Genomic DNA, 23892 nt, shown 5'->3' on the forward strand with positions numbered 1-23892 from the left:
CGGGGAGTGACCCCGCAGCGTCTGCAAGGAAAGCCTAGAGGGCTGCGTATACCTCGCGCAGCAGCTTGGCGGTCTCGGACGGCGTCTTGCCGACCTTCACGCCGGCAGCCTCGAGGGCTTCCTTCTTGGCCTGGGCGGTACCGGCGGAACCGGAGACGATGGCACCGGCGTGGCCCATGGTCTTGCCTTCCGGAGCGGTGAAGCCTGCCACGTAGCCGACAACCGGCTTGGTGACATTGGCCTTGATGAAGTCGGCGGCACGCTCCTCGGCGTCGCCACCGATCTCACCGATCATGACGATTGCCTTGGTCTCGGGGTCAGCCTCGAATGCGGCCAGGGCATCGATGTGCGTGGTGCCGATGACGGGGTCACCGCCGATGCCGATGGCGGTGGAGAAGCCAAGGTCGCGCAGTTCGTACATCATCTGGTAGGTCAGGGTCCCGGACTTGGAAACCAGGCCGATGGGGCCCTTGCCCGTGATGTTGGCGGGGGTGATGCCCACCAGAGCCTCGCCGGGAGTGATGATGCCGGGGCAGTTCGGTCCGATGATACGGGTGACCTGGTTGCCGTCGGCGTCCACCTTGGACTGGGCAAGTGCCCAGAATTCGGCGGAGTCCTGGACCGGAACACCCTCGGTGATGACAACCACGAGGCCGATGCCGGCTTCGATGGCTTCCACAACGGCGTTCTTGGTGAAGGCCGGCGGAACGAACACGATGGAGACGTCGGCGCCGGTTTCCGCCATGGCTTCCTTAACGGTGCCGTAGACGTTGATTTCCTGGTCGCCGTGCAGCACCGTGGTGCCGGCCTTGCGGGCGTTGACGCCGCCAACAATGTTGGTTCCGGCCTTCAGCATCAGGGCGGTGTGCTTGGTGCCTTCGCCGCCGGTAATGCCCTGGACGATGACCTTGGAGTCCTTGTTCAGATAGATAGACATGGTGCGTCCCTTTACTTAGCTGCGTTGGCGAGCTCGGCGGCCTTGTCGGCGCCCTCGTCCATGGTGGCGGCCAGGGTAACCAGCGGGTGGTTGGCCTCGTTCAGGATGCGGCGGCCTTCCTCGACGTTGTTGCCGTCAAGGCGGACTACCAGCGGCTTATTCGCGGTCTGGCCGAGCTCGGCCAGCGCGCCGACGATGCCCTTGGCCACGGCGTCGCAGGCGGTGATGCCGCCGAAGACGTTGACGAACACGGACTTGACCTGCTCATCGCCGAGGATGACGTCCAGGCCGGCAGCCATGACCTCGGCGGAGGCTCCGCCGCCGATGTCCAGGAAGTTTGCGGGCTTGACGTTGCCGTGGTTTTCACCGGCGTAGGCAACGACGTCGAGGGTGGACATCACGAGGCCGGCGCCGTTGCCGATGATGCCGACTTCGCCGTCGAGCTTGACGTAGTTGAGGTCCTGCGCCTTTGCCTTGGCCTCAAGGGGATCGGCAGCGTCCTTGTCCTCCAGCAGCGCGTGCTTGGCGTGGCGGAACTCGGCGTTCTCATCGAGGGAGACCTTGCCGTCAAGGGCGATGATCTCGCCGGCCCCGGTCCTGACGAGCGGGTTGACCTCCACCAGGGTTGCGTCTTCCTTCTTGAAGACGTCCCAGAGCTTGAGGATGACGTCGGCCACCTTGCCGCGCAGTTCCTCAGCGAAGCCGGCCGTGGCGACGATTTCGTCCGCCTTAGCCTGGTCGATGCCAACGGCGGGGTCGATGGCAACCTTGGCCAGCGCCTCCGGGCGTTCGACGGCGAGCTGCTCGATGTCCATGCCGCCTTCAACCGAGCACATGGCCAGGTAGTTGCGGTTGGCCCGGTCCAGCAGGACGGAGAAGTAGAATTCCTCGGCGATGTCCGCACCCTGGGCAATCATCACCTTTTTGACGGTGTGGCCCTTGATGTCCATGCCCAGGATGTTGGTGGCGTGCTCGAGTGCCTCGTCAGCGGACTTTGCGACCTTCACGCCGCCGGCCTTGCCGCGGCCGCCGATCTTGACCTGTGCCTTGACGACGGTGACGCCGCCAATCTTTTCGGCAGCTGCCTTTGCTTCTTCTGGGGTGTACGCCACGATGCCGGCCAGCACGGGTACACCGTGCGCCTCGAACATATCGCGCGCCTGGTATTCAAACAGGTCCACGGTTTAGTGTCCTTCTACGTCGAAGTAGTTTCTATACAGTCGGACACCATCGATAGACGATGACCGGGCTGCGGATTGCACGCACCGGCGGCCTGTCTGGAAACGAGCCACGCGGCGTAATGCTCCTCTGGGAACTCTAGTCCTTCATGGGGACCGGCCCGTCCAAGACTACCGCTTATGTGAGTAAGGACACTATTCTATGAGGCGTAGAAAAACCGCGGATTTACGGGGTTTTTGGGGCCTCCGCCGGTGCCGGGGAGGCCATTCCTTCGGGCCCGGGAATCAGTTCGTAGCGCCCGGGTGACACGAAGAATCCGACGCCGGCAGAGACGTTTCCGCATGCCACGCCGCCGTTGTAGGCCGAGCACCGCAGCCCGTTGCGTTCCAGGTTCTGCCCCTCGGCCAGGACCGGCAGCTGGGCCAGCGCACCTGCGCCGCTGCCCTTGGGCCCGTAGGTCGCCTCCATTTGTGTGACGCCGGACCGGCACTCCCCGTACCAGGCCTTGTCCGGCGTGAGCAGGGCAACGCCGCCGAGATAGCCGAGCCCGGTTCCGGCGCAGTCGTCCCTGACGTCGTCCGCGCCGGGCTTGGGGTAGGTGGCCAGTTCGCAGTGCGCAACCGGGACGATGGCAAGCCTGTTGTTTGCCGAATCGCTGTAGCCGTTTGTTTCATACGGGAGGTTGATGTGCTCCCCCCGGGCGGACGTGAGGGAGCATGCCACAGTGCGGTCTTCGGTGATGAACGAGAGGGTGTCCTCACCGTTCGAAAAATCCTGGGGGTTGGCCAGGGCAGCCTGTTCCAGCTGGTCCATGGGCGCGGGCGGAGGCGGCGGCACGTAGCCGGGATCCTCAGTGGTGACAGTGCACCCGGTGGCAGCTGCCAGGAAAAGGGCGGCGAGCATCCCCCAAACAGTCCGTCGCATGGCCCCCATTATGCTTCATGCCTCGACGCTCCTGGATCCGCCCACGCTTTCTATAACTTCTGCTGCGGCCTGGGCAGGATCGTGCCGGGCAAAATCATGCTGCATCTGTTGCGCCCGGTTTTTCCATTTCGGATCGGACAGGATGGAACGCACGGCTGCTCGGGTCTTCTCCGGCGATGGGGAGTCGGTCCGCAGGTCGATGCCGGCACCGGCAAAGTCCACGCTCCTTGAGTGCCTCCAGCGCGGGCTTGATGAGCTTGTTCTGGTCGGCGTTATCCACGGTCCCCTGGGTGACCACAATTGTTGTGCCGTATCCCAGCGGCAACGGTTCCTGCGGCGTTGCATCGGGGCGCCGGTAGGGCAGGAGTGCCCCCACGTAGTGGACCCGGGGATTGATATTGCGCCGGGGGAAGTCCAGGGACAGGGTGCCGGCCTGGATGATGGCCGCCGAGCAGCGGTAGGGCTCGTCCGTCAGCCTGCCCCCTTTGGGAACTTCCTGCCCGTAGAGGTTGTGCTGATGCCGGTAGCTCCGGCTCGCCGGGCGGAGGATGACCTTGTCCGACAGCAGCCCGGCGGCTGCCTGAAGGACCTTCTGTGCGGGGTTCCGTGGCGGCCGGAAACCGAAGAACAGCGGGGGCACCAGGGGATCGCTTTCCATGTTGGGGATCACCACGAAGCTGACCACCGGCTTCGCCATGAGGTGGGCCACGAGCCGCTGGACGAACATGGAGCTGTCCACCACCAGGGCATCAAGCGGAAAGTCCTGGTTGATGTCCCGAAGGTCCTCAAAGAAGTTGCTGATGTTGCTGGCGAATATTTTCTCGCCGTCAAAGCCGATGGCGCGGGGACCTTTGAGCTTGGCCCGTTCCGGATACAGCTCGAAGAGGTTGTCGGCCCGATGCTCAATCGCCCGCTTAAAGGGAAAGTGCGGAATTCCAAGTTCCCGCAGCTTTCCCGCAAACACCGGGCCTGTGTACCAGCGGACGTCGTGGCCGCGCTCCTTCAGCTTCATGGCCACCCCCGTCATCGGGTTGAAGTGGCCGTCAATTGCCTGGCTCGTGAACAGGATGTTCATGGTCCCACTCCGGCTTCGAGGTCGGGTGCTGGGGGAAGGGTTCCTGAACTGTAATACCGGCGAGCGGAAGCGGGCAAGGGCCCGCTCCCGCCGTTCCTGGGCGTTCCTAGGCGTCCAGCTTGGTCAGCGGCGCGTAGCGGAGCAGGAGCCGCTTCTCGCCGACGTCGAACTTCACCTTGGCCACGGTCTTGTCCCCGGCACCTTCCAGGGCAAGGACGGTCCCGTTGCCGAAGCTTGTGTGGTTCACCTTGTCCCCCACTGTGACGGCGATGATTTCCTTTTGCGGCTGCACCCGGTTCCGGGCGATGACCGCGGGAACGTCGGCGTCGAAGCCGGCAGCGGCACCGCGGGAGGTACCCGCGCCCCAGAAGGATCCGCTGTACTTGCCGGAGCCGATGGACCCGCCGCCGCTCCAGGCTGCCTGCCTGCTGGTGCCTTCCCGCTTCCACTCCAGGAGTTCGGCGGGGATTTCCTCGAGGAACTGGCTGGCGGGGTTGTACTGGCTCTGGCCCCACATGCTGCGGACCTCAGATCGGGTGACGTAGAGCCGCTTCCTCGCACGGGTGAGCCCCACGTATGCAAGCCTGCGTTCTTCGGCCAGTTCCTTGGGGTCCGTGGCCGAGCGCTGGTGCGGGAACAGTCCGTGCTCCATGCCGGTCAGGAACACCACGGGGAATTCAAGCCCCTTCGCGGTGTGGAGCGTCATCAGGGTGACGACGCCCAGGCGTTTGGCCTCGGCCACCGCGGAATCGATGTCGGCGCCCGGGGCATCCGGGATCTGGTCGGCGTCGGCCACCAGGGACACCTGCTCCAGGAACGCCTCCAGGGTCCCTTCCGGGTTGTCGCGCTCATATTCACGGACGACGGCCACGAGTTCCGCCAGGTTCTCCACCCGGGACTCATCCTGGGGATCGCTACTTGCCCGCAATGCCGCCAGGTAGCCGGTTTGCTCCAGGACCGCTTCGAGGGCGGAGGCGGCGCCGGAACCGGCTGCCACCTCGGCGAGGTCGTCCAGCAGCTTCACGAAGCCAAGGACGGCGTTGACGGAGCGGGTGGCCATGCCCGGAGCCTGTTCGGCGCGGCGGGCGGCGGCCATGAACGAAATCCGCTCACGCTGGGCAAGGGCGGCGACCGCGCCTTCGGCGCGGTCACCGATCCCCCGTTTGGGTTCGTTGAGGACACGTCGGAGGTTGACGTCGTCGTCGGGGTTGACCAGGACCCGGAGGTACGCGAGGGCGTCCTTGATTTCCTTGCGCTCGTAGAACCGGGTGCCGCCCACTACCTTGTACGGCAGGCCCACCCGGACCAGGACGTCCTCAATGGACCGGGACTGGGCATTGGTCCGGTAGAAGATGGCGACGTCACCCGGGCGCAGGTTGTCCTCGTCCTGGAGCCGGTCGATCTCCTTGGCGATGAACTGGGCTTCGTCGTGCTCGTTCTCGCCCACGTAGCCGATGATCTTGTGGCCTTCCCCCTCTGCGGTCCACAGCCGCTTTTCGGGGCGGTTGGGGTTGCGTGAGATGACCGAGTTGGCCGCACTGAGGATGTTCTGCGTGGAGCGGTAGTTCTGCTCCAGCTTGATGGTGCGGGCCTCGGGGTAGTCCTTCTCGAATTCGACGATGTTGCGGATGTCTGCACCACGGAAGGCGTAGATGGACTGGTCCGAGTCGCCCACCACGGTGAGCTCCGACGCCCCGGGTCCCTCCCCCACGATCTCGCGCACCAGGGCGTACTGCGCATGGTTGGTGTCCTGGTATTCGTCCACCAGGACGTGCCGGAACCGGCGGCGGTAGGACTCGGCGAGCGCCGGGAACGCGCGGAACATGAAGACGGTCTCGGCGATGAGGTCGTCAAAGTCCATGGCGTTGGCCTGGCGGAGCCGCTGCGTGTAGCCCTTGTAGACCCCGGCAACGGCCTGTTCGAAGGGATCGTTGTAGTTCGCGGCCGAGGCGTAGGAATCTGCGTCGATGAGCTCGTTCTTGAGCGCCGAGATCTTGTGCTGGATGGCCTTGGGGGCGAACTTCTTGGGGTCCAGGTCCAGCGCCTTGGACACCTGGGTGACCAGCCGCAGGGAATCCGCGGAATCGTAGATGGAGAAGTTGGACTTCAGGCCCACATTCGCAGCTTCCTGGCGCAGGATCCGCACACAGGACGAGTGGAACGTTGAAATCCACATGATCTTGGCGCGTCCGCCCACCAGCGCCTCGATGCGCTCCCGCATTTCCGCCGCGGCCTTGTTGGTGAACGTGATGGCCAGGATTTCACCGTGATGGGCACGGCCGGTGGCGATCAGGTAGGCAATACGGTTACTGAGGACGCGGGTCTTGCCGGACCCTGCACCGGCCACGATCAGCAACGCGGAACCGGCGTGCTTGACCGCTTCCTCCTGCTGCGGGTTGAGCCCCTCCAGGAGCTTGGCGGCGTCGAGCCAGGACTTGCCAGGGTGCTGCCGGTCGGGCCCGCCACCGGGGTGCGGGCCGCCTGCCTCCCGGCCGCCGGCAGGAATCCCGGCGGGGACACTGCCGCCCGGACCGGCCGCCGTGGCGACGCCGTCCGGGCGCGCCTTGGTGCGGGCAGCAGCTGCGGGAGCGGCCTTGAACGGTCCGTCAGAGTACGGGTCAAACAACATATCCATGGTGCCTACAAGTCTAGGCGGTGGGACCGACACGCACTTCCGGCCTGTGGATTACGCCACGGAATCTGCCGGCATTGCCCCGTCCCCGGCTTAGGCCACCGACCCTGACTTGAGGGCCGCACGCAACTCCCGCACCGCCGTCGTGCCTCCTGCCATGAACCATTCCAGGCCGTTGACCCGGACCGTGTCCACGGCGCCCCCGGCGGCACGCACGATGGCCTTGCCCGGCAGCCAGTCCCATTCGGGGCAGCTGTGCTGGAACCAGCAGCCGAGCTGCCCGTCCGCCACCCTGCCCAGATCACAGGACCCGGAGCCCAGCATGCGCAGGGTTGCGGCGGAAGTGGCGGCGGCGTGCCAGGGCATGGCGCACATCGGATCCCTCAGCCAGCGGGGATGGATGTACGTGGCGGCGCCGAGTTCGGCGACGGCCGTTCCGTTGCGTTCGCCGCGGTTGTCGCGGAATACCGTGAGCGGTTCGCCGTTGAGGGTGGCAGGGTGCGACCGTCCGCCCAGCCAGAGCTTGTCCTCCTCCGGCTGGTAGATGGCCCCGAGCAGCACGTCGGTTCCGTCCTTCAGCGCAATCGCCGAGCACCAGTACGTGGAGCCGTGCAGGAAGTTGTAGGTGCCGTCAACGGGGTCGATGACCCAGGTCCGGCCGCTGCTGCCCTGTACGGAAGCGCCCTCTTCACCCAGGATGCCGTCCTCGGGCCGGCAGCGCTGCAGCTGCTCCAGCACGTAGGCCTCGGCGGCGTGGTCCGCGGCCGTCACCACGTCCGAAATGGATGTCTTCTGCTGGGACTGCAGCCCTGCCATCCGCATCAGGAGCGCCAGCTGCCCGGCCTCCCGCACCAGGGCTGCTGCCAGCTGGTGGTCATCCAACGAAGGGTCAAGTTCAACAGCGCTGTGCCGGCCAATGGTCATGGCTTCAGTGTATGGGGCGGAATAATGGTGCCATGGCCAAGACCCCTGCCCAGCGGATCAAGAAGCACGGCGCCAAGGCGGCCGTGCCGCAGCACCATTTGCCGCCGGTGATCAACCCGACCACCAGCCGGACACCTGAAAAAGCCCAGAGCAACAGCAACCTGATCCTGGTCGCCGGCGTCGTGGCCAGCCTGTTCCTGTTCTGGTACCTGCACCTGCTGACCCTGGACCAGCTCCGGCAGCTGACCGGCGGGCTGGCGATGCCGGACTCGCTCATCGGCGGGTTTGACCCGCCCTACATCAGCCAGCTCAAGGCGGCGATGGACGCTGACGCGCGCGGCCAGCTCAACTACGTCCATGAGACCGCCGGCACGCTGTTTCCGCTGATCTTCGGCTTCACGTGGCTGCTGCTGATCGGTACCAAAGTCGCCCGCAAGGCACTCCGCTGGGCGCTGTGGGCGTTGCCGCTGCTGTTCGTGGTGGTCCGGCTCTGGGGCAACGTTGCCATTGACGGCGTGCTCGCTGCGGAAGCGCCCGACGCCGGGCAGGTGGCCCTGGCGTCCGGCCTCACCGTTGCCGGGTGGGTCCTTTTGGTGCTGAGCCTGCTCGCAGCCGCCGCAGCTGTGCTGCTGAAGGCGCGGGGCAGGAAGGCCGCTAGCTGACGGCCGCTGCCGCCCGGACCTGCTTCCGGTGCCGGTGCACCCGCTGCGCAATCACAAGGCCCGCCGTCGCCATGCCCACGGTAACGGGGTAGCCCATGAGGCGCTCCAGCGTGCCGGGCTCGGGAATGCCCATCCGGGTCAGGCCGCCGGTCACCAGCGCGGCCAGGGAAACCCCGCCGCAGACCAGGATGAACCAGGCCATGCCCGATTTCCGCAGCCAGAGGATGCCGAGCACCAGCAACGCCGCGGCGCCGGCAAGGAAGTACATGACGGCACCGGTGAAGTGCCAGCCGGAGCCGGCGTCCTCGGGAACCAGCCCCACAATGACGGTGCCCGCCCCGGCTGTTCCGGTTAGGATCCGCACCCAGAGAGCCGCGAGCCAGGGCCTGCTGGGGCCCGGCTGGACGCGCGCACCCGCCCGCGCCGCCACGCACAACAGGCCCGAGCTCAGCAGGATTGCGCCCAGCAGCATCCCCAAACCCTGGACCACAAAGGAGGCGTTCATCAGCCAGTTCAGCGGGGAACACACCTCCCGCCCGTCGAAGATGCCACAGTTCAGGGCACCCAGGTCGCTGATGTAGCCGGTCCGCAGGTCATAGGGCCGGGGGCCTGCCCACGCCGCGATCACCGCAGCTTCGGCGGCAAAATACTGCAGCACGCTCAAAACCGACCACGCACCGATGTACTGCCGGGTGGACGCGGTATCCGGAATGAACGCCGCCGCTGGCGCCGTGGACGGTGCTGGACTCATGCCTTGAGCGTAGTACGGCCCGGCACCTTGTATGCTTGTAACCGTGTTCGAGCCGGTCCGCCGGTCATCGGATGCCAGCCCTCGTAGCTCAGTGGATAGAGCACGGCTCTCCTAAAGCCGGTGTCGTTGGTTCGAATCCAATCGAGGGCACTTGAACCCTGATCCCCGGGAGTTGAACCTCCGCGCCTACCTGCTCGGCACCGGCGGGCGCAGCCCCGCCGGCAGCACGGTGGCGGGCGGCCTGTGGACGGTTGAACGTGAATTGCTGGACCGGGCCAGCGGCACCCGCGGAACCTTCACCGGCGTCGTACGTTTCGTCCCGGATGACGACGGCGGCCTGGCCTTCCGCGAAGAAGGCACCGTGCGCTGGCCCTCCTTCACCGGGCCAGCCTTCCGGGAGTACCTGCTGCGGCCCGCCGGGCAGCCCGACGCCCTGGACGTGTTCTTTCCCGACGGACGGCCCTTCCACCGGATGAGCTTCACCCCGCAAGCCAACCTGGACAACCACTGGTGCGATCCCGATACCTACCGCGTGGCCTACACCTTTGAAGGCCCTGGCCGCTTCAGCTACAGCTGGGACGTGTCCGGCCCCCGCAAGGACCTGCTGCTGACATCGCACCTGGTCCGGGGCGTTGCCGCATGAAGGCCCGGATTGTGGTGTCCGCCGTCTGCGTGTTCGATCCCTCCGGCCGGCTCCTGACCGTCCGCAAGCGGGGCACGGGCATGTTCATGCATCCCGGGGGCAAACCGGAGCCCGGCGAATCAGCTGTCCAGGCGGCAGCCCGTGAGCTTGCGGAAGAGGTGGGCATCGTGATCGATCCGCAGGACCTGGAGCTGATGGGCGTCTGGATCGCGGACGCCGCGAACGAGGCCGCCACGGATATCGAAGCCACCGTGTTCCGCGCGCCCGGCACCTGGCATGCCCACCCGTCCGCAGAAATCGCCGAGATCCGCTGGCTGGACCTGGCTGCCCTCCACAGCGGGGAGGCCCTGCCTCCAGACCTGGCACCGCTGCTGACGGACCATATCCTTCCGGAACTGGCCGCGGCGCGGGACGCAGGCGCGTAGCCGGCGCCACGGCGGAAGGCTACAGCTCGGGAACCGCCTCCTGCGCCACGGCGGTGGCCTCCGCGAACTGGGTGCGGTACAGCTCCGCGTAGCGGCCGTCCGCGGCGAGCAGCTCGGTATGGGTGCCCCGCTCCACGATCCGACCGTCCTCCACCACCAGGATGGCGTCGGCGGCGCGGATGGTGGACAGCCTGTGGGCAATCACGACGGCGGTGCGCCCCTCGAGTGCGGCGCCCAGGGCTGCCTGCACGGCCGCCTCGTTGGTGGAGTCCAGCGCCGCGGTGGCTTCGTCCAGGATGACCACCCGGGGCTGGGCGATCAGCAGCCGGGCAATGGTGAGGCGTTGGCGCTCGCCGCCCGAGAGCCGGTAGCCGCGCTCCCCCACCACGGTCTCCAGCCCGTCCGGCAGGGACCGGATCATCGTTTCCAGCCGCGCCTGCCGGATGACGTCCCACATGTCCTTCTCGGTGGCGTCGGGCCGGGCCAGGCGCAGGTTGGAGGCGATGGTCTCGTGGAAGAGGTGGCCGTCCTGGGTGACCATGCCCAGCGTGTCCCGGAGGGAGTCGAAGGTGGCATCCCGCAGGTCCAAGCCGGAGCCCGGCACGCTGCCGCCCAGCCGGATGGCGCCGGAATCGACGTCGTACAGCCGGGCCAGCAGCTGGGCAATGGTGGACTTGCCGGCGCCGGAGGACCCGACCAGCGCCACCGTCTGGCCGGGTTCCACCCGGAAGCTGATGCCGTGCAGCACTTCCTCGCCGCCCCGGGTGTCCAGGGTGGACACTTCCTCCAACGAGGCCAGTGAGACCTTGTCCGCGGACGGGTAGGCGAAGCGGACGTCGTCGAACTCTACGGACACCGGGCCCGGCGGAACCGGAACGGCGCCGGGCTTCTGCTGGATCAGCGGCTTGAGGTCCAGGATCTCAAAAACGCGTTCAAAGCTGACCAGGGCGCTCATGATCTCCACCCTTGCGTTGGACAGCGCCGTCAGCGGAGCGTACAGCCGGGTGAGCAGCAGAGCCAGGACCACCACGTCGCCCGCGGCCAGCTGGCCGGTAATGGCAAACCAGCCGCCCAGTCCGTAGACCAGCGCCAGGGCAAGGGCGGATACCAGGGTCAGTGCCGTCACGAAAGTGAACTGCAGCATGGCTGTCCGGATGCCGATGTCGCGGACCCTGCCGGCGCGGACGGCGAACTCCCGGGATTCGTCCGCGGGCCGGCCGAACAGCTTGACCAGCGTGGCGCCCGGGGCGGAGAAGCGTTCGGTCATCTGGGTGCCCATGGCCGCATTGTGTTCGGCCGCCTCACGGCGCAGGTCTGCCAGCTTGGAGCCCATCCGCCGGGCGGGGACCAGGAACACGGGCAGCAGGACCAGGGCCAGGACCGTCACCTGCCACGAGGTGCCCAGCATGACCGCCAGGGTCAGGACCAGGGCCACCACGTTGCTGACCACGCCGGACAGGGTCCCGGCGAATGCCGACTGTGCTCCGATGACGTCATTGTTCAGGCGGCTGACCAGGGCGCCGGTCCGGGTGCGGGTGAAGAAGGCGATCGGCATTTTCTGCACATGGTCAAAGACGCGTGTGCGCAGGTCGAGGATCACGCCTTCGCCGATGGTGGACGACAGCCAGCGGTTGACCAGCCCCAGGCCCGCCTCGGCAACGGCGACGACGGCGATCAGCAGGGCCAGCCGGATGACCTCGCCCTCGCTGGCGCGCGCCACGATGGCGTCCACCACTTGGCCGGCCAGGACCGGGGTTGCCACGGCAAGGAAGGCCATCGCAACGGACATGGCAACGAAGGCCAGCAGTTTGCCGCGGTGCGGCCGGGCAAAAGCCAGGACCCGCTTGAGGGTTTCCTTGGAGAACGGCTTGGATCCGCTCTTGGCCCTGACGAGGTTGTAAAGGGAACCCCGGGCAACCTGTTCCATGCTCATCGATACTGCTCCGCGGTCAAAAGTTGTTCCCTAACTGTCGGTCCTCATGCTGCTTGAGATGTGCTGCTCGGTGACCGTGCCGTTGTCCAGTTCCCAACGTACATCCAGCCGCACGTTCTCGAGCAGCCTGCGGTCGTGGGTCACCAGGAGGAGGGCGCCGTCGTAGCTGTCCAGGGCCTCTTCGAGCTGCTCGATGGCGGGCAGGTCGAGGTGGTTGGTGGGTTCATCCAGGACCAGCAGGTTCACGCCGCGCGCCTGGAGCAGGGCCAGCGCGGCCCGGGTGCGTTCCCCGGGCGAGAGGGAATCAACGGGCCGCCCGGTGTGGTCGGCCTTCAGGCCGAACTTGGCCAGCAGGGTGCGGACCTCCGCCGGGGTCATGTCGCCAAGGACTTCCCCGACGGCGTCAGCGAGGGCCAGGTGCCCCTGCAGCAGCCCGCGTGCCTGGTCAATCTCGCCAATGGCAACGGAGGCGCCCATGGACGCGCTGCCTGCGTCGGGCTCAACGGCGCCGAGGAGGAGACGGAGCAGCGTGGACTTGCCTGCACCGTTGGGACCGGTGATGCCGATCCGCTCCCCCGCGTTCAGCTGCAGGTTGACCGGTCCCAAGGTAAACCCGCCCAGGCGGACCTCGGCCTCGCGGAGGGTGGCCACCACAGAACTTGACCGCGGGGCCTGGCCGATGGAGAACTGCAGCTGCCATTCCTTCCGCGGTTCCTCCACCGCATCCAGCCGCGCGATCCGGGATTCCATCTGCCGGACCTTCTGCGCCTGCTTTTCCGAGGACTCCGTGCTGGCCGCGCGGCGGATCTTGTCGTTGTCCGGGCTCTTCCGCATGGCGTTGCGGACGCCCTGGGAGCTCCACTCCCGCTGCGTCCGGGCACGGGACACCAGGTCCGCCTTCGTGGCGGCGAACTCCTCGTACTTCTCCCGGGCCTGGCGGCGCGCGACTGCACGTTCCTCCAGGTAGGCGTCATACCCGCCGTCGTACACGGAGACGGCGTTCTGTGCCTGGTCCAGCTCCACCACGGTGGTGACGCAGCGGGCCAGGAACTCGCGGTCGTGGCTGACCAGGACCACGCCGCCGCGCAGCCCCTTCACGAAGTCCTCCAGCCGTGCGAGCCCGGCCAGGTCCAGGTCGTTGGTGGGCTCGTCCAGGAGCACCACGTCGAACCGGCTCAGCAGCAGGGCAGCCAGCGCAACCCGGGCGGCCTGGCCGCCGGAAAGGCCGGTCATGGGGGCGTCTGCGCCCGCTTCCAGGCCAAGATCGGCAAGGACGGCCGGGATGCGGTCGTCTAGGTCGGCGGCGCCGGAGGCCATCCACCGGTCGAAAGCCCGGGCGTACGCATCGTCGGCGCCCGGTGCGCCGCTGCCTAATGCCTCTGCCGTGGATTCCATTTCGGCGGTGGCCTGCGCGCAGCCCGTACGGCGGGCGATGTAGCCGGCCACGGTCTCTCCCGGCACCCGCTCGTGCTCCTGGGGAAGCCAGCCCACAAACGCGTCCGCCGGAGCCAGGCTTACGGCCCCGGCCTGCGGCTGGTCCGCGCCGGCGAGGATCCGCAGCAGTGTTGTCTTGCCTGCCCCGTTGGCTCCAACCACTCCCACAACATCGCCGGGCGCGACGGTCAGGGAAAGTCCTGCGAAGAGCTGGCGGTGGTCATGCCCGCCCGCGATGTCCTTGGCAACGAGGGTTGCAGTCATTGGTCCATCCTTTCACCGGTACAGCCCGGTTTCCTGCCGGACCAGGCCGGCGCCGCCTGCGGAATACCTGGGATGCCGGACGCAGGGCATGAAAGAACCCGCTGGTCCGGACTTGGGGGGTGTACGGACCAACGGGCTCGACCATCAAGCATAGTCGAAACAGCATCGGCGGTAAAATCGGCCGGGTTCGCGGCACGCTAAAATTGATTCACCGTCCGTTCTGCAGAGAGCAGCCCATGACCCTTCCTGCCAAGGCGTTCCAGCGCTGGCTGCAAGGCATCGCCCCCGATGCCAGCACCGCAGACGTCTGCAGGGTCTCCGGGATCAAAAGGACAACGCTCGCCCAGCAGCTGGTCAGGGGCAAGGTCTCCGTGACAACCGTGGTCGGCATCGCCCGGGCCTTCAACGTCAATCCCGTCGCCGCATTGGCGTATTTCGAAGACTTCCGTGAACTGGCTGGCCCGCTCCCGCCGCCCACGCGCTGCGAGCTGATCAGCCAGATCTCCACCCCGGACCTGCTGCAGGCGGCGTTGGCGCGCCCCGCTATGGATCCCGCGGGAAACCCCAGACCGCAACCGCCGGCCCTTAGCCCCGCCCCGCACCCCACCTCGGTGAAGAACTGGGTTGACGCCATAGACGACGGCGAGGTGCGGCACCGCGTCTCGGCTGCCACCGGGGTGGCACCCCAGAACTACTCCGCCCAGCTGACTGCCAACCGGCTCTCCCCGGAACTTGCCCTTGCAACGTCGCGGGCGGCCGGAGTGGGACCCACAGGGGGCCTGGTGGCCACAGGGCTGGTGACGGAGGAAGAGGCAGGCTGGCCGCCGGGTGCGCGCCAGGCGGCCCTGGACAGCATGTCCGACGGCGACCTGACCACCCTTGCCGGTGACAGGCTCCAGGCGCTGGGCAAGGTGTTGCGGCGCCAGGAGCAGGACCAAGCACAGACAGAAAAGATCTGGGAGAACCTGGGATGATTGAAATCCTGCAATGGACCACGCTGGCCGTCTGCGGCCTTACCGCCATAGCGCGGATACCCAGCCTGCTGCGGGGTGAAAACCGGTCGCCCTTCTACATCTTCGCCTTGATGACCCTTGCCATCCTGCTGAGCATCGAGGCGCCCTATGTGGTTATCGACCAGGCACTGGGCGGGATCAACCTGGCCAACCTCCTGCTGCGGTTCGTCATCTTCGCCACCATCTTCTTCCTGGGCATCCGCGTCACCAAGGGATTTGGTGCCGAGGGCGCTTACCGGCTGATCACCGGAAGGGCCGGCATGATGGTGCTGCTGGTCATTTCCGTGGTGATGGTGGCCGTGTTCTTCCTCATGGATACCGCCGGATCGTCGGCAGGGCTCATGGGCCCGGCCCGGCGGGACGCCCGCAACGCTGTCCTGGTGGAGTACTACGGGGCGGCGGGCCGGGCTTACCCATCCTATGTTTCGCTGGTGCTGTTGCCCGCCATGGTCCGTGCCGTGCGCAGCCGCCTGCCCATCCTTATACGAATAGCGGCCGGGCTCCTGGCACTGGGCGGAGTTGCCATCGCCCTGTCACTGCTGTTCCCGTTCATCCCCCGCTCCTGGGACGCCGTGGAGTTCGTCGTGAACTACACGGCGGTGCTGTGCTTCGTGATCGGGCTCGCCCTGATTTGGGCCGCACGGGTGAAAAGCGGAAAGAGCATCGGCAGGCCAAGGACATCTACCGAAAAGTAACAAGGCAGCTTTCACAAATTCATTAGAATGTGAAACAATCATGAATGTGTGAAGGTGGGACCGAGCGGCGTTTACGAACGGGGATAAATTCTTGAACGCCTCCTGTCCCGGGGGCCTTTGCACACATTGGGGGGATGAGTGGTGGCGGCCGTTGGGGACCGCCCCCACTCAGCCTATTTAAGGCCTGTTCCCTTACCCGCGGGCGAACCTCAGCGTGACCAGCTGGAACGGGCGGAGCTGCAGGGCAGCAACGCCGGCCCCGGCCTCCACTCCCGGCGCCTGGGCATCGCGCTCCAGCAGGTCCACGGCGCGGACAGACGCTGCCGCGAAATTGGCAGTGACGCGCCCGGCGGAGCGCTGCCCCAACGATTCGTACAGCCTGACGATCACATCGCCGGAGCCATCCTCGGCAAGCTTGACGGCTTCGATCACCAGGGCCGGGTTGGTCACAGAAAACAACGGCTCAACCGGCGCGGCCCCATGGACTATCCGGGGTGCGAGGTTGGTGCGGTAGCCCTCCTGGACAGCCTCGGCAATGCCGGCGCCGGGCCGGATGGTGACGGTCAGGTCGTGAAGCCCGCGGTCCGACTCCGGGTCCGGGAACTTGGGCGCCCGCAGCAGGGACAGGCGCACGGTGGTGGTGGTGCCGCCGTCGGACTCCCGGATGTTCCGGGCCACGTCATGGCCGTAGGTGGACGCGTTGGAGACCGCCACCCCGTAGCCGGGTTCGGCAACGTGGATCCACCGGTGCGCGCAGATCTCGAATTTCGCTGCTTCCCAGGACGTGTTGGTGTGGGTGGGCCGGAAAACGTGCCCGAACTGCGTCTCGGCAGCCGAGCGGTCTGCCCGGACGTCCAGGGCGAACCCCAGCTTCAGCAGCTTCTCCCGTTCCTGCCAGTCCACGGAGGTGGTGATGGACAGCGAGGGGCTGCCCGGCTCGAGCGCTATCCGCTGGGTGATCGCAGAGGCTCCAGCCAGCCGTTCCACCACCACGACGGCGGTTCCGCCCTCTCTTTCCAACCGGACCGATTCCGCGCTGGTCAGTGCAGTGACGTTGCGCCGGTAGAACTCGTCGATGTCCCAGGCATCCCACTCATTGGGGGTATCCCGGTGCAGCTCCAGCAGGTTGCCGTACTGGTCCGGGGCAATGGCTTCCCGGCCGCTGGCATAATCCCGCAGGGACGTCAGGAGGCCATTGCCGTCCAGCACCGCGCGGATAACCCCGTTGTCCAGGACGTATCCGCCCCCTTCGGCCGTTGCGCTGACGGCTTCGGAATGAATGTCCGGCTCTGCCGCCGCCAGGGCGGGCACGCCGTCCCTGGCATGCGGGGCGGCATTGAGGAGGAACTTCCGTTCCCCCGTACCCAGCACCGCGGAAGCGGCCTGGCCGATCAGTGCTTCCAGCCCGGCTTCGATCGCCTGGTAGTTGCGCTCCGCATCCTGGTGGACCCAGGCGATGGAGCTGCCGGGAAGGATGTCGTGGAACTGCTGCAGCAGCACCAGCCGCCACAGGCGCTTGAGCTCAGCTGCCGGGTAGGCACAGGCGCCGTCCGTCCGGACCGCAGCCGTGGCGCACCACAGTTCGGCCTCCCGCAACAGGTGCTCGCTGCGCCGGTTGCCCTTCTTGGTCCGGGCCTGGCTGGTGTACGTTCCGCGATGCAGCTCAAGGTACATCTCACCCACCCAGACGGGCAGCGCGGTGTAGTCCTGTTCGGCCTGCCGGAAGAAACTCTCCGCAGACCCGATCCGCACCTTCGGCGAGCCCTCGAGGTCGGCGGTGCGGGCCGCCGCAGCAAGCATCTCCCGGGTAGGTCCGCCGCCGCCGTCGCCAAAGCCGAACGGCACCAGGGACACTGTTCCCCTGCCGTGGTCCCGATAGTTCCGTTCGGCGTGGGCCAGTTCCCGCCCGCTGAGTTCGGAGTTGTAGGTGTCCACCGGCGGGAAGTGGGTGAAGAGCCGGGTGCCGTCGATGCCCTCCCAGTTGAAGGTGTGGTGCGGCATCCGGTTGGTCTGGTTCCAGGAGATCTTCTGGGTCAGGAACCAGCGGCTCCCTGCGGACTTCACGATCTGGGGAAGTGCTGCAGAGTACCCGAACGAATCCGGCAGCCATGCTTCCCGGCATTCGATGCCGAACTCCGACAGGAAGAAGCTCTTGCCCTCCACGAACTGGCGGGCCATGGCCTCGCCGCCGGGCATGTTGGTGTCCGATTCCACCCACATGCCGCCCACGGGCACGAACTGGCCGGAACGGACCTTTTCGCGGATCCTGCTGAAGAGTTCAGGGTAGAACTCCTTGATCCACGCCAGCTGCTGCGCGGATGAGCAGGAGAAGACGAAGCCCGGGTTGTCGTCCATCAGGGACACAACATTGGAAAAGGTCCGCGCGCATTTGCGCATGGTTTCCCTGACCGGCCACAGCCAGGCGGAATCGATGTGGGCATGGCCGGTGGCAACCAGCTGGTGGGCGGATGCGTAGGCGGGCCTGGCCAGGACGCCGGCGAGAGCTTCGCGGCCGGCCGCCGCCGTTCCGGCAACATCATCCGGGTCCATGACGTCCATCATGCGTTCAAGGGCGCGGAGGATTTCGTGCCGGCGGGGAAGCTCCAGCGGCAGTTGCTCCATCAGTCCCGCGAGGGTCCAGACGTCCTGCTGGAGCTCCCACACAGTCTGGTTCAGTTCAGCGATCGCAATGGTCCCCAACCGGTACTGCGGCGCCGTTCCGGCAGTGGACTTGTCCCCGTAGGGTGTTGCGGCAAAGGACCAGCCCTGGGCAACGTCAGGATTGGCGGCGGCTTCCACATAGAAGTCCACTGCCATGCCGCCACCCAGCAGCTTCAACGGGATGTACTGGTTGCGCGGGGAGACGGCCTTGATGATGGTTCCGTCCGGCCGCCAGGCAATGCCCTCGCACTGGAAACCAGGCGTCTCGATGGTGAAGCCCAAGTCCACCACCACTTCCACCGTGGTGTCCGGCTCGGTGCCCCATGACTCAGGGACCTCACCCTGGAGTCGAAGCCACTTGGTGCCCCACGGTTTGCCCCAGGCAGCACCATGCTCCTGCGGGAGGAATTCCTGCCGCATGGCCTCCAGCGCAGGGACCGGCTCATCCGGCACATCCCAGCTGCTCAAGGCAAGGGGAAGGCTCCGGCCGTAGACGGAAGGGGTGATGCGCTCACGCACGAACCTCTCGAGGCGGACTTCCGTTATCCGGCGGTCGTCATGCAATGTGTGCCTTCTTTAGAGTTTGGAAGTGGACCATGGTGTCCATTCGATGGACAAATCTACCCGCTAGTAGCCTCTTATCCAACCCCTCCAGAATGATCCGTGGCCATCTGCAGCCGCCTCAGGACGCAGGCACTTCCGCCGCCGGCCTGAGCACCCGGGCATCGCCGGCGTATACGTTGAGGCTGGTTCCCCGGCTGAAGCCGGCCAGCGTCAGGCCGCTCGCCTCGGCAAGTTCCACCGCCAGGCTGGATGGCGCGCTGACCGCGGAGAGTACAGGGATTCCCGCCAGGGCAGCTTTCTGCACCAGTTCAAAGGATGCCCGGCCGGAGACCTGCAGCACTGTGCCGCGCAGTGGAAGGAGGCCTTCGCGCAGGGCCCAGCCCACCACCTTGTCCACGGCGTTATGCCGCCCCACGTCCTCACGGAGGCACAGAAGCTGGACCCCGCCGTCGTCCGCAATCCTGAAAAGCCCGGCCGCGTGCACTCCCCCGGTTTCCTCAAAGACGCGCTGGGATTCCCGCAGCAGCGCCGGCAGCGACGCAAGCACGTGGGCGTCCACGGTGACCGGATCGTCCTGGGGGCTGTAGTGCGAGGATTTCCGGACCGAGTCGATGGAGTCCGTACCGCAGATACCGCAGGAACTGGAGGTGTAGACGTTGCGTCCCGTGTCCGGGAGGGGGACGTCGGGCCGCAGCTGGGCTTCCACCACGTTGAAGGTCTGCATGCCGTTTTCGTCCTCGCCGGCGCAGAACCGGAGGGACACCAGTTGGTCGGCACTCCAGATGACGCCCTCGGACACCAGGAATCCCGCCACCAGGTCAAAGTCGTCGCCGGGAGTACGCATGGTGACGGAGAAGGACATCCGTCCCAGCCGGATTTCCAGCGGTTCCTCCACCGCCAGGACGTCTTCCCGGTGCCGTACCGGAAACTCGAGGGCCTTTGGCGAGCCGTCCAGCAGATACTTGTGCACCTTCCGGCGCTGGGTTACGCGTCCCATGCTTCCTGCCTGTTCATAACTCAATCATTGCAACCGCAGTGCCCCCGCTCAACTGGAGCGCGGGTTTGCCCTAAACGTCCTGCGGGGACTCTTTCCGGTCGGGGGGAATACTGCCTAGCCAAGCAGGGCGCTCCAGTCCACCGGGCCGGCAGGACCCGGCTTACCCGCGGCCCGGCCGGCCCGGCTGCTCTTCGGCTTCGCTTTGGCGGGGGTGTCCGCCGGCTCGGGAATGGGCGGACCCCACGGCAGCGCAAAAGCCGGCACGGGCTCCCCCAACTGCACCCCATGCGGCGGCACCACCATCACGCCGTCAGCCGAAGCCAGTCCCCGCATCATCCCCGGACCCGCGTGCTGGGCCGGCGACGCCATGCCGTACAGGAGGCGGAAGGGCATCAGCCGCGTGCGCCCGGGATCGGGTTCGATCACTGTGCCGGAGGGAACCTGCTGCACGGCCGGCATGGTTCCGTGGCCCAGCGCAGCGAGCAGTGGAGCACCCACCGTGCACAGCGCCATCATCGCGGCCAGCGGATTGCCCGGCAGCCCCAGCACGAACCGGCCGTCCGGCAGCTCAGCCAGCACGGCGGGATGCCCGGGCCGCATGGCCACGCCATCCACCAGGAGCCGCCCGCCCAGTTCGGCCACCGCCCTGCGCAGGTGGTCAGTACCGGAGCGGCCGGTCCCGCCTGTGGTAATCACGACGTCGGCGGGCAGGTCCGGCACGCCTGGCACCTCCGGGACCACATCCTCCAGGGCGGCGAGCCATTCCTGGTAGGAGTCACCGATCTTTTGCTGGCCGCCGGCGAGGCCGCCCAGCATCGTGACCACCGCAGGAAGCTGCGGACCGAACGTGTCCCGCACCTTGCCCGGAACGGGAAGTCCCTGCGCCACCACCTCGGAGCCCGTCAGCAGGAGCCGCACCAGCGGTTTGCCCTGCACACGCAGCTCGTCATACCCCGCGAGGGCAGCGAGGGCCAGATGGGCCGGATTCAGCTCCACTCCGGCAGCGACCAGGAGGTCACCCTCCATGGCTTCCTCGCCCGCCTTCCGGATATGCTGCCCCATCCGGGGCTCGCCGGGGCGGGCATTGCCGCCCGTCGTCAGGATCGGCAGACCGTCGTCGTCTTTGCCCAGCACGGCATTCTCGCTGCGAAGGACGGCCTTGCCTCCGGGGGGTATCAGGCCGCCTGTCACGATCGGGCTGGCCTGGTGCGGCGCCAGCCTTGTCCCCGGCTCCGCCGGAATCCAAGGCCCTGTCCCGTTGACTACCCACCCGTCCATCGCGGAGGACGCATAGTGGGGCATATCCTGCAGTGCCACAATGTCCTGGTCCAGCCTGCGTCCAAGGGCCAAGCCGAGCGCTACGGGCCCGGCAGGGATCGGCGTGGCGGCATCAAAAGCGGCCTGCCGGGCTTCTTCCCAGGTGTGGGCGAGATGGTGATGCGCGTCCTGCCCTTCGGCTTCGCCGGCTTCTGAAGAAGGGGCCTCCTCCGTCATTCGCCGGGGGTCCCGGCGGCTTCAGCATCGTAGTCGGCGGCCAGGGAGCGGGCCACGGCGAGGGCCGAGTCCATGGAGGCGGCGTCTGTTGCCCGGCCTGCCCCTGAGGCGAGGCCGGCGGCGTAGCCTGCAATGAAAGTGGTCAGCGGGGCGGCCGGGCGCACCACGGAGTGGGCAGCCACTCCGGCGAGCGAGAGAATGGCATTGACATCCACCTGGACGTCTTCGAGTTCATAGGCCTGGAGCAGTGACCTGCACCATTCCTCCAGCGTCTCTTCCTGGCTTTTCATGAACTGCCTCCCAAGTTAACTGCGGCTGCGCCGGCCCTGGTCATCGTCCTGGTGGCCGGCGGAAATCCCTAGCGCGGCAGCATCGTCCCACGTATCCACATCAGCTGTTGAGGCGGCGGATACGGTGACAAGCTGCACGTCCAGACTAGCAAGGAGGGAGCGGACAGAGCCGTTGATTAAGGCTCCCCTGGCGGCAAGCTCGTGCACGGCTTTTTTTAGCCCAGCCGTGCGGTAAAAACCCGCCAGCGGCTGGGCCCTGCCTTGGGGAGTGCCATCGTCAGATGCGGCCATAACCACGTCGGGCCTGCCGGCACCGCCGCCAGCCAGGTCCGCTGCCAGCGCAGAGGAGAGGCGGGCCACGGCGTCCGACACCAACGGCATGTCGCAGGCCAGCACCAGCGTGTACTCCGCTTCGCTGCCAGCCCTTGACAGCACCTCCAGCCCCGCAGCAATGGCGGCGGCGGGGCCTGCAAACTCTGGCTGCTCCCGGCAGGACAAAACGCCCTCCGGCAGGCGCCCCGGATCCGGACCGACCACCACAGTCCGGCGGGCACCGGACGCCGCATCAAGGGATCGTTCCAGCAAGGTGGCACCGCGGAAAAGCAGGTGCTGTTTCGGTACTCCGCCCAGCCGGGAGGACCGGCCTCCGGCGAGGATCAAGGCATCGAAATGCGGCATTGGCTCTTGCACCGTTCCAGCCTAGCCAGCGGCAGGCAGGGACGCACAAACAGGGAAGGACCGGTCAGGCAGCGCGCTCGGGCAGCAGGAAGGGGTCCCACGCGGGGGTGGGCTTCTCCAGCTCCTTGATCTGCCAGATGGTGCCGCGCGGAGGCTCCGGAACGAAGCGCAGCTTCCAGCCCATTTCCGCGGGCGTATGGTCACCCTTGGCGTTGTTGCAGCGGAGGCAGGCAGCCACCAGGTTTTCCCAGGAGTCGGCTCCGCCGCGTGATTTTGGGTGGACATGGTCGATCGTGTGCGCAGCCTTGCCGCAGTAGGCACACTTGTGCCCGTCCCGTCTCAGCACACCCCGCCGGCTGACGGCGGTGGCCTGGTTGTAGCGCGGGCGGATGTAGCGGTTGAGGAGGATCACCGAGGGACGGCCCAGTATTTCCTGTGGACCTACCACGGGGTCGTCCCCTTCGGCCACCACGCTCGCCTTGCCCGTGAGCACAAGCACCAGCGCCCGGCGGAAAGTGACAACCGCCAGCGGTTCATATCCAGCATTCAGAACGAGAGTGCGCATGCACGTACCTCTTCACGGCCGCACCCGTCAGGGGCACGAGGGCCGGCTGCCCTCGGCATGTCCGGGCTATGGATCGACACCACAAGAGTAAACACAGAAGCGCACTATCAGCTAATCGCCCTCGGGAAGGCATTTGATCCGTCCGCTGGCAGGCCATCTCCTGGAGCCCTCCGCACGGACCGGCCGCAGGCCCCGCCTGCTTCCCTTAAAAGGGAAAGGACCCCTGCTTTGTGGGCAGGGGTCCTTCCTCCATCGCCGGCCGTCGGGGGCGCCGGCCGGGGACGCGGGGACTAGTTGACGCGGATGAAAACCGGGCCGGAGCCAACGTTGGCGCTGAAGACCACCGTCTGGTTGCCGTTGTAGCCGCCGTGGACCGCCTGGCCGTTGCCTGCGTAGACAGCAATGTGCGCCATGCCGGCGCCGCCATCAGCGTAGTAGATCAGGTCGCCGGGCTGGGCTTCGGCAGCGCTCACCGTGCGGCCCAGTGACAGGTAGCCTGCAGGCCAGTCGTGGAAGTTGATGCCAACGGCCGCCAGGGAGTTGGTCACCAGCATGGTGCAGTCCTGCATGACACCCAGCTGGGCGTAGGCGGCGGACAGGATGGCTGCAGCCTTGCCGCTGGCGGAAGCCGGCGCGGCAGGAGCAGACGCAGCAGAAACCTTGGCGGTGACCTTCGGAGCGGGAGCGGTCTGGGCAACCGGGGCAGGGGCCGCCGGCGCGGCTTCCTCTACCACAACCTCGGGCTCTTCCACGACCACGGGCGCCGGCGTGGTGGTCACGGCAGGCTTCTCGTAGGTGATGGCGATGGTGGAAGCAGCGGAGATGGGAGCTTCGATGGCCGATTCAACTTCCAGGGCGGACGCCGGAGCGGAGTCACGCTGGATATTGGCGTCGGCGGCGTTGGCGGCGACGCCGCTGGTCAGCACCAGGCCGGAGGCCGCAGCGATCACGGCGGCCTGGCGACCTACGCCGCCGGCGTTGTCGCCCACAGCCTTGGCAATGACGGCGATCGAGCTGGTTTTGGTGACCTCGGCACGGTGCCGTGCGGTAGCACGAGTAGTCATCAGTTCTCTCTTTCGATTACCTCGGGGCCTGTGGGCAACCCGAGAGTTTTGGACGCGCCGGCATCTTGGGGGTACGTCGGCGCGCCCC

General features: G+C 66.9%; 21 protein-coding genes and 1 tRNA gene. 6 read left to right on the top strand and 16 right to left on the bottom strand.

Annotated elements, in window-relative coordinates; genetic code table 11:
• Positions 1–34: 34 nt before the first annotated feature.
• The 6 genes from sucD to AC5RUO_RS17340 form a co-directional block, all read right to left on the bottom strand.
• A complete protein-coding gene (gene sucD, locus AC5RUO_RS17315) occupies positions 35–937 on the bottom strand; it encodes a succinate--CoA ligase subunit alpha (protein WP_494011683.1) in 903 nt (300 codons plus the stop codon).
• Between the two features lie 11 nt (positions 938–948).
• Positions 949–2118 (bottom strand): ADP-forming succinate--CoA ligase subunit beta, encoded by a 1170-nt coding sequence (gene sucC, locus AC5RUO_RS17320; RefSeq protein ID WP_494104151.1) that lies wholly within the window; start codon positions 2116–2118, stop codon positions 949–951.
• Positions 2119–2341: 223 nt separating this feature from the next.
• A complete protein-coding gene (locus tag AC5RUO_RS17325) occupies positions 2342–3049 on the bottom strand; it encodes a hypothetical protein (RefSeq protein ID WP_494104152.1) in 708 nt (235 codons plus the stop codon).
• Positions 3050–3134: 85 nt separating this feature from the next.
• Positions 3135–4115 (bottom strand): glycosyltransferase family protein, encoded by a 981-nt coding sequence (locus tag AC5RUO_RS17330; RefSeq protein WP_494104153.1) that lies wholly within the window; start codon positions 4113–4115, stop codon positions 3135–3137.
• A 106-nt stretch (positions 4116–4221) separates the two neighbouring features.
• Positions 4222–6744, bottom strand: coding sequence for a DNA helicase PcrA (gene pcrA / locus AC5RUO_RS17335; protein WP_494104177.1), 2523 nt, complete (start codon positions 6742–6744; stop codon positions 4222–4224).
• 96 nt (positions 6745–6840) lie between these two features.
• The gene (locus tag AC5RUO_RS17340) at positions 6841–7671 is read right to left on the bottom strand and encodes an inositol monophosphatase family protein (protein WP_494104154.1); all 831 of its coding nucleotides are present in this window, start codon (positions 7669–7671) and stop codon (positions 6841–6843) included.
• Between the two features lie 32 nt (positions 7672–7703).
• Between AC5RUO_RS17340 and AC5RUO_RS17345 the strand changes: the two genes are divergently transcribed.
• Positions 7704–8333 (top strand): hypothetical protein, encoded by a 630-nt coding sequence (locus tag AC5RUO_RS17345; RefSeq protein WP_494104155.1) that lies wholly within the window; start codon positions 7704–7706, stop codon positions 8331–8333.
• Here the strand turns inward: AC5RUO_RS17345 and AC5RUO_RS17350 are convergent.
• On the bottom strand, positions 8326–9084 hold the full coding sequence (locus AC5RUO_RS17350) for a DUF998 domain-containing protein (RefSeq protein WP_494104156.1): 759 nt from the start codon (positions 9082–9084) through the stop codon (positions 8326–8328). The genes AC5RUO_RS17345 and AC5RUO_RS17350 overlap by 8 nt on opposite strands.
• 77 nt (positions 9085–9161) lie before the next feature.
• On the opposite strand from AC5RUO_RS17350, the gene AC5RUO_RS17355 reads away from it, so the two are divergent.
• The 3 genes from AC5RUO_RS17355 (at position 9162) to AC5RUO_RS17365 (ending at position 10152) form a co-directional block, all read left to right on the top strand.
• Positions 9162–9234 (top strand) — tRNA-Arg (locus AC5RUO_RS17355).
• A gap of 1 nt (position 9235) precedes the next feature.
• Entirely contained in the window at positions 9236–9727 is a 492-nt protein-coding gene (locus AC5RUO_RS17360; protein WP_494104157.1) for a DUF6314 family protein, read from the top strand.
• On the top strand, positions 9724–10152 hold the full coding sequence (locus AC5RUO_RS17365) for an NUDIX hydrolase (protein WP_494104158.1): 429 nt from the start codon (positions 9724–9726) through the stop codon (positions 10150–10152). Before AC5RUO_RS17360 ends, AC5RUO_RS17365 begins: the two co-directional genes overlap by 4 nt.
• A 19-nt stretch (positions 10153–10171) precedes the next feature.
• Here AC5RUO_RS17365 and AC5RUO_RS17370 read toward each other — a convergent pair whose 3' ends face one another.
• Together AC5RUO_RS17370 and abc-f are read right to left on the bottom strand one after the other, a co-directional pair.
• Positions 10172–12085 carry an ABC transporter ATP-binding protein gene (locus tag AC5RUO_RS17370; RefSeq protein WP_494104159.1) on the bottom strand — a complete coding sequence of 638 codons (1914 nt, stop codon included), beginning with the start codon at positions 12083–12085 and terminating at the stop codon, positions 10172–10174.
• Positions 12086–12115: 30 nt separating this feature from the next.
• Entirely contained in the window at positions 12116–13783 is a 1668-nt protein-coding gene (gene abc-f / locus AC5RUO_RS17375; RefSeq protein ID WP_494011694.1) for a ribosomal protection-like ABC-F family protein, read from the bottom strand.
• A gap of 236 nt (positions 13784–14019) precedes the next feature.
• Between abc-f and AC5RUO_RS17380 the strand changes: the two genes are divergently transcribed.
• Together AC5RUO_RS17380 and AC5RUO_RS17385 are read left to right on the top strand one after the other, a co-directional pair.
• Entirely contained in the window at positions 14020–14757 is a 738-nt protein-coding gene (locus AC5RUO_RS17380; RefSeq protein WP_494104160.1) for a hypothetical protein, read from the top strand.
• The gene (locus AC5RUO_RS17385) at positions 14754–15491 is read left to right on the top strand and encodes a hypothetical protein (RefSeq protein ID WP_494104161.1); all 738 of its coding nucleotides are present in this window, start codon (positions 14754–14756) and stop codon (positions 15489–15491) included. The genes AC5RUO_RS17380 and AC5RUO_RS17385 overlap by 4 nt, the downstream gene beginning before the upstream one ends.
• Before the next feature lie 192 nt (positions 15492–15683).
• Here AC5RUO_RS17385 and AC5RUO_RS17390 read toward each other — a convergent pair whose 3' ends face one another.
• The 7 genes from AC5RUO_RS17390 to AC5RUO_RS17420 all read right to left on the bottom strand — a co-directional run bounded on the left by AC5RUO_RS17390 (position 15684) and on the right by AC5RUO_RS17420 (position 23804).
• Positions 15684–18716, bottom strand: coding sequence for an alpha-mannosidase (locus tag AC5RUO_RS17390; RefSeq protein WP_494011697.1), 3033 nt, complete (start codon positions 18714–18716; stop codon positions 15684–15686).
• 118 nt (positions 18717–18834) lie between these two features.
• Complete coding sequence (fdhD, locus tag AC5RUO_RS17395) at positions 18835–19713, bottom strand: formate dehydrogenase accessory sulfurtransferase FdhD (protein WP_494011698.1); 879 nt, start codon at positions 19711–19713, stop codon at positions 18835–18837.
• A 114-nt stretch (positions 19714–19827) separates the two neighbouring features.
• Positions 19828–21207, bottom strand: a complete 1380-nt coding sequence (locus AC5RUO_RS17400; RefSeq protein WP_494104162.1) for a molybdopterin molybdotransferase MoeA — start codon at positions 21205–21207, stop codon at positions 19828–19830.
• Entirely contained in the window at positions 21204–21497 is a 294-nt protein-coding gene (locus AC5RUO_RS17405) for a DUF6457 domain-containing protein (protein ID WP_165976987.1), read from the bottom strand. The genes AC5RUO_RS17400 and AC5RUO_RS17405 overlap by 4 nt, the downstream gene beginning before the upstream one ends.
• A gap of 15 nt (positions 21498–21512) precedes the next feature.
• On the bottom strand, positions 21513–22187 hold the full coding sequence (gene mobA, locus AC5RUO_RS17410) for a molybdenum cofactor guanylyltransferase (RefSeq protein ID WP_494104163.1): 675 nt from the start codon (positions 22185–22187) through the stop codon (positions 21513–21515).
• 52 nt (positions 22188–22239) lie between these two features.
• Complete coding sequence (locus tag AC5RUO_RS17415) at positions 22240–22740, bottom strand: HNH endonuclease (RefSeq protein ID WP_133352094.1); 501 nt, start codon at positions 22738–22740, stop codon at positions 22240–22242.
• Positions 22741–23030: 290 nt separating this feature from the next.
• Positions 23031–23804 (bottom strand): NlpC/P60 family protein, encoded by a 774-nt coding sequence (locus AC5RUO_RS17420; RefSeq protein ID WP_494104164.1) that lies wholly within the window; start codon positions 23802–23804, stop codon positions 23031–23033.
• Between the last annotated feature and the right edge of the window lie 88 nt (positions 23805–23892).

The sequence above is a fragment of the Arthrobacter sp. Y3221087 genome (assembly GCF_059089905.1).

Bases quoted from the DNA above. Each gene is read 5' to 3' on its own strand.
- sucD (WP_494011683.1), bottom strand. From the start codon at position 937: ATGTCTATCTATCTGAACAAGGACTCCAAGGTCATCGTCCAGGGCATT.
- AC5RUO_RS17325 (WP_494104152.1), bottom strand. From the start codon at position 3,049: ATGGGGGCCATGCGACGGACTGTTTGGGGGATGCTCGCCGCCCTTTTC.
- AC5RUO_RS17330 (WP_494104153.1), bottom strand. From the start codon at position 4,115: ATGAACATCCTGTTCACGAGCCAGGCAATTGACGGCCACTTCAACCCG.
- pcrA (WP_494104177.1), bottom strand. From the start codon at position 6,744: ATGTTGTTTGACCCGTACTCTGACGGACCGTTCAAGGCCGCTCCCGCA.
- AC5RUO_RS17340 (WP_494104154.1), bottom strand. From the start codon at position 7,671: ATGACCATTGGCCGGCACAGCGCTGTTGAACTTGACCCTTCGTTGGAT.
- AC5RUO_RS17345 (WP_494104155.1), top strand. From the start codon at position 7,704: ATGGCCAAGACCCCTGCCCAGCGGATCAAGAAGCACGGCGCCAAGGCG.
- AC5RUO_RS17350 (WP_494104156.1), bottom strand. From the start codon at position 9,084: ATGAGTCCAGCACCGTCCACGGCGCCAGCGGCGGCGTTCATTCCGGAT.
- AC5RUO_RS17365 (WP_494104158.1), top strand. From the start codon at position 9,724: ATGAAGGCCCGGATTGTGGTGTCCGCCGTCTGCGTGTTCGATCCCTCC.
- AC5RUO_RS17370 (WP_494104159.1), bottom strand. From the start codon at position 12,085: ATGAGCATGGAACAGGTTGCCCGGGGTTCCCTTTACAACCTCGTCAGG.
- abc-f (WP_494011694.1), bottom strand. From the start codon at position 13,783: ATGACTGCAACCCTCGTTGCCAAGGACATCGCGGGCGGGCATGACCAC.
- AC5RUO_RS17380 (WP_494104160.1), top strand. From the start codon at position 14,020: ATGACCCTTCCTGCCAAGGCGTTCCAGCGCTGGCTGCAAGGCATCGCC.
- AC5RUO_RS17385 (WP_494104161.1), top strand. From the start codon at position 14,754: ATGATTGAAATCCTGCAATGGACCACGCTGGCCGTCTGCGGCCTTACC.
- fdhD (WP_494011698.1), bottom strand. From the start codon at position 19,713: ATGGGACGCGTAACCCAGCGCCGGAAGGTGCACAAGTATCTGCTGGAC.
- AC5RUO_RS17400 (WP_494104162.1), bottom strand. From the start codon at position 21,207: ATGACGGAGGAGGCCCCTTCTTCAGAAGCCGGCGAAGCCGAAGGGCAG.
- AC5RUO_RS17405 (WP_165976987.1), bottom strand. From the start codon at position 21,497: ATGAAAAGCCAGGAAGAGACGCTGGAGGAATGGTGCAGGTCACTGCTC.
- AC5RUO_RS17415 (WP_133352094.1), bottom strand. From the start codon at position 22,740: ATGCGCACTCTCGTTCTGAATGCTGGATATGAACCGCTGGCGGTTGTC.
- AC5RUO_RS17420 (WP_494104164.1), bottom strand. From the start codon at position 23,804: ATGACTACTCGTGCTACCGCACGGCACCGTGCCGAGGTCACCAAAACC.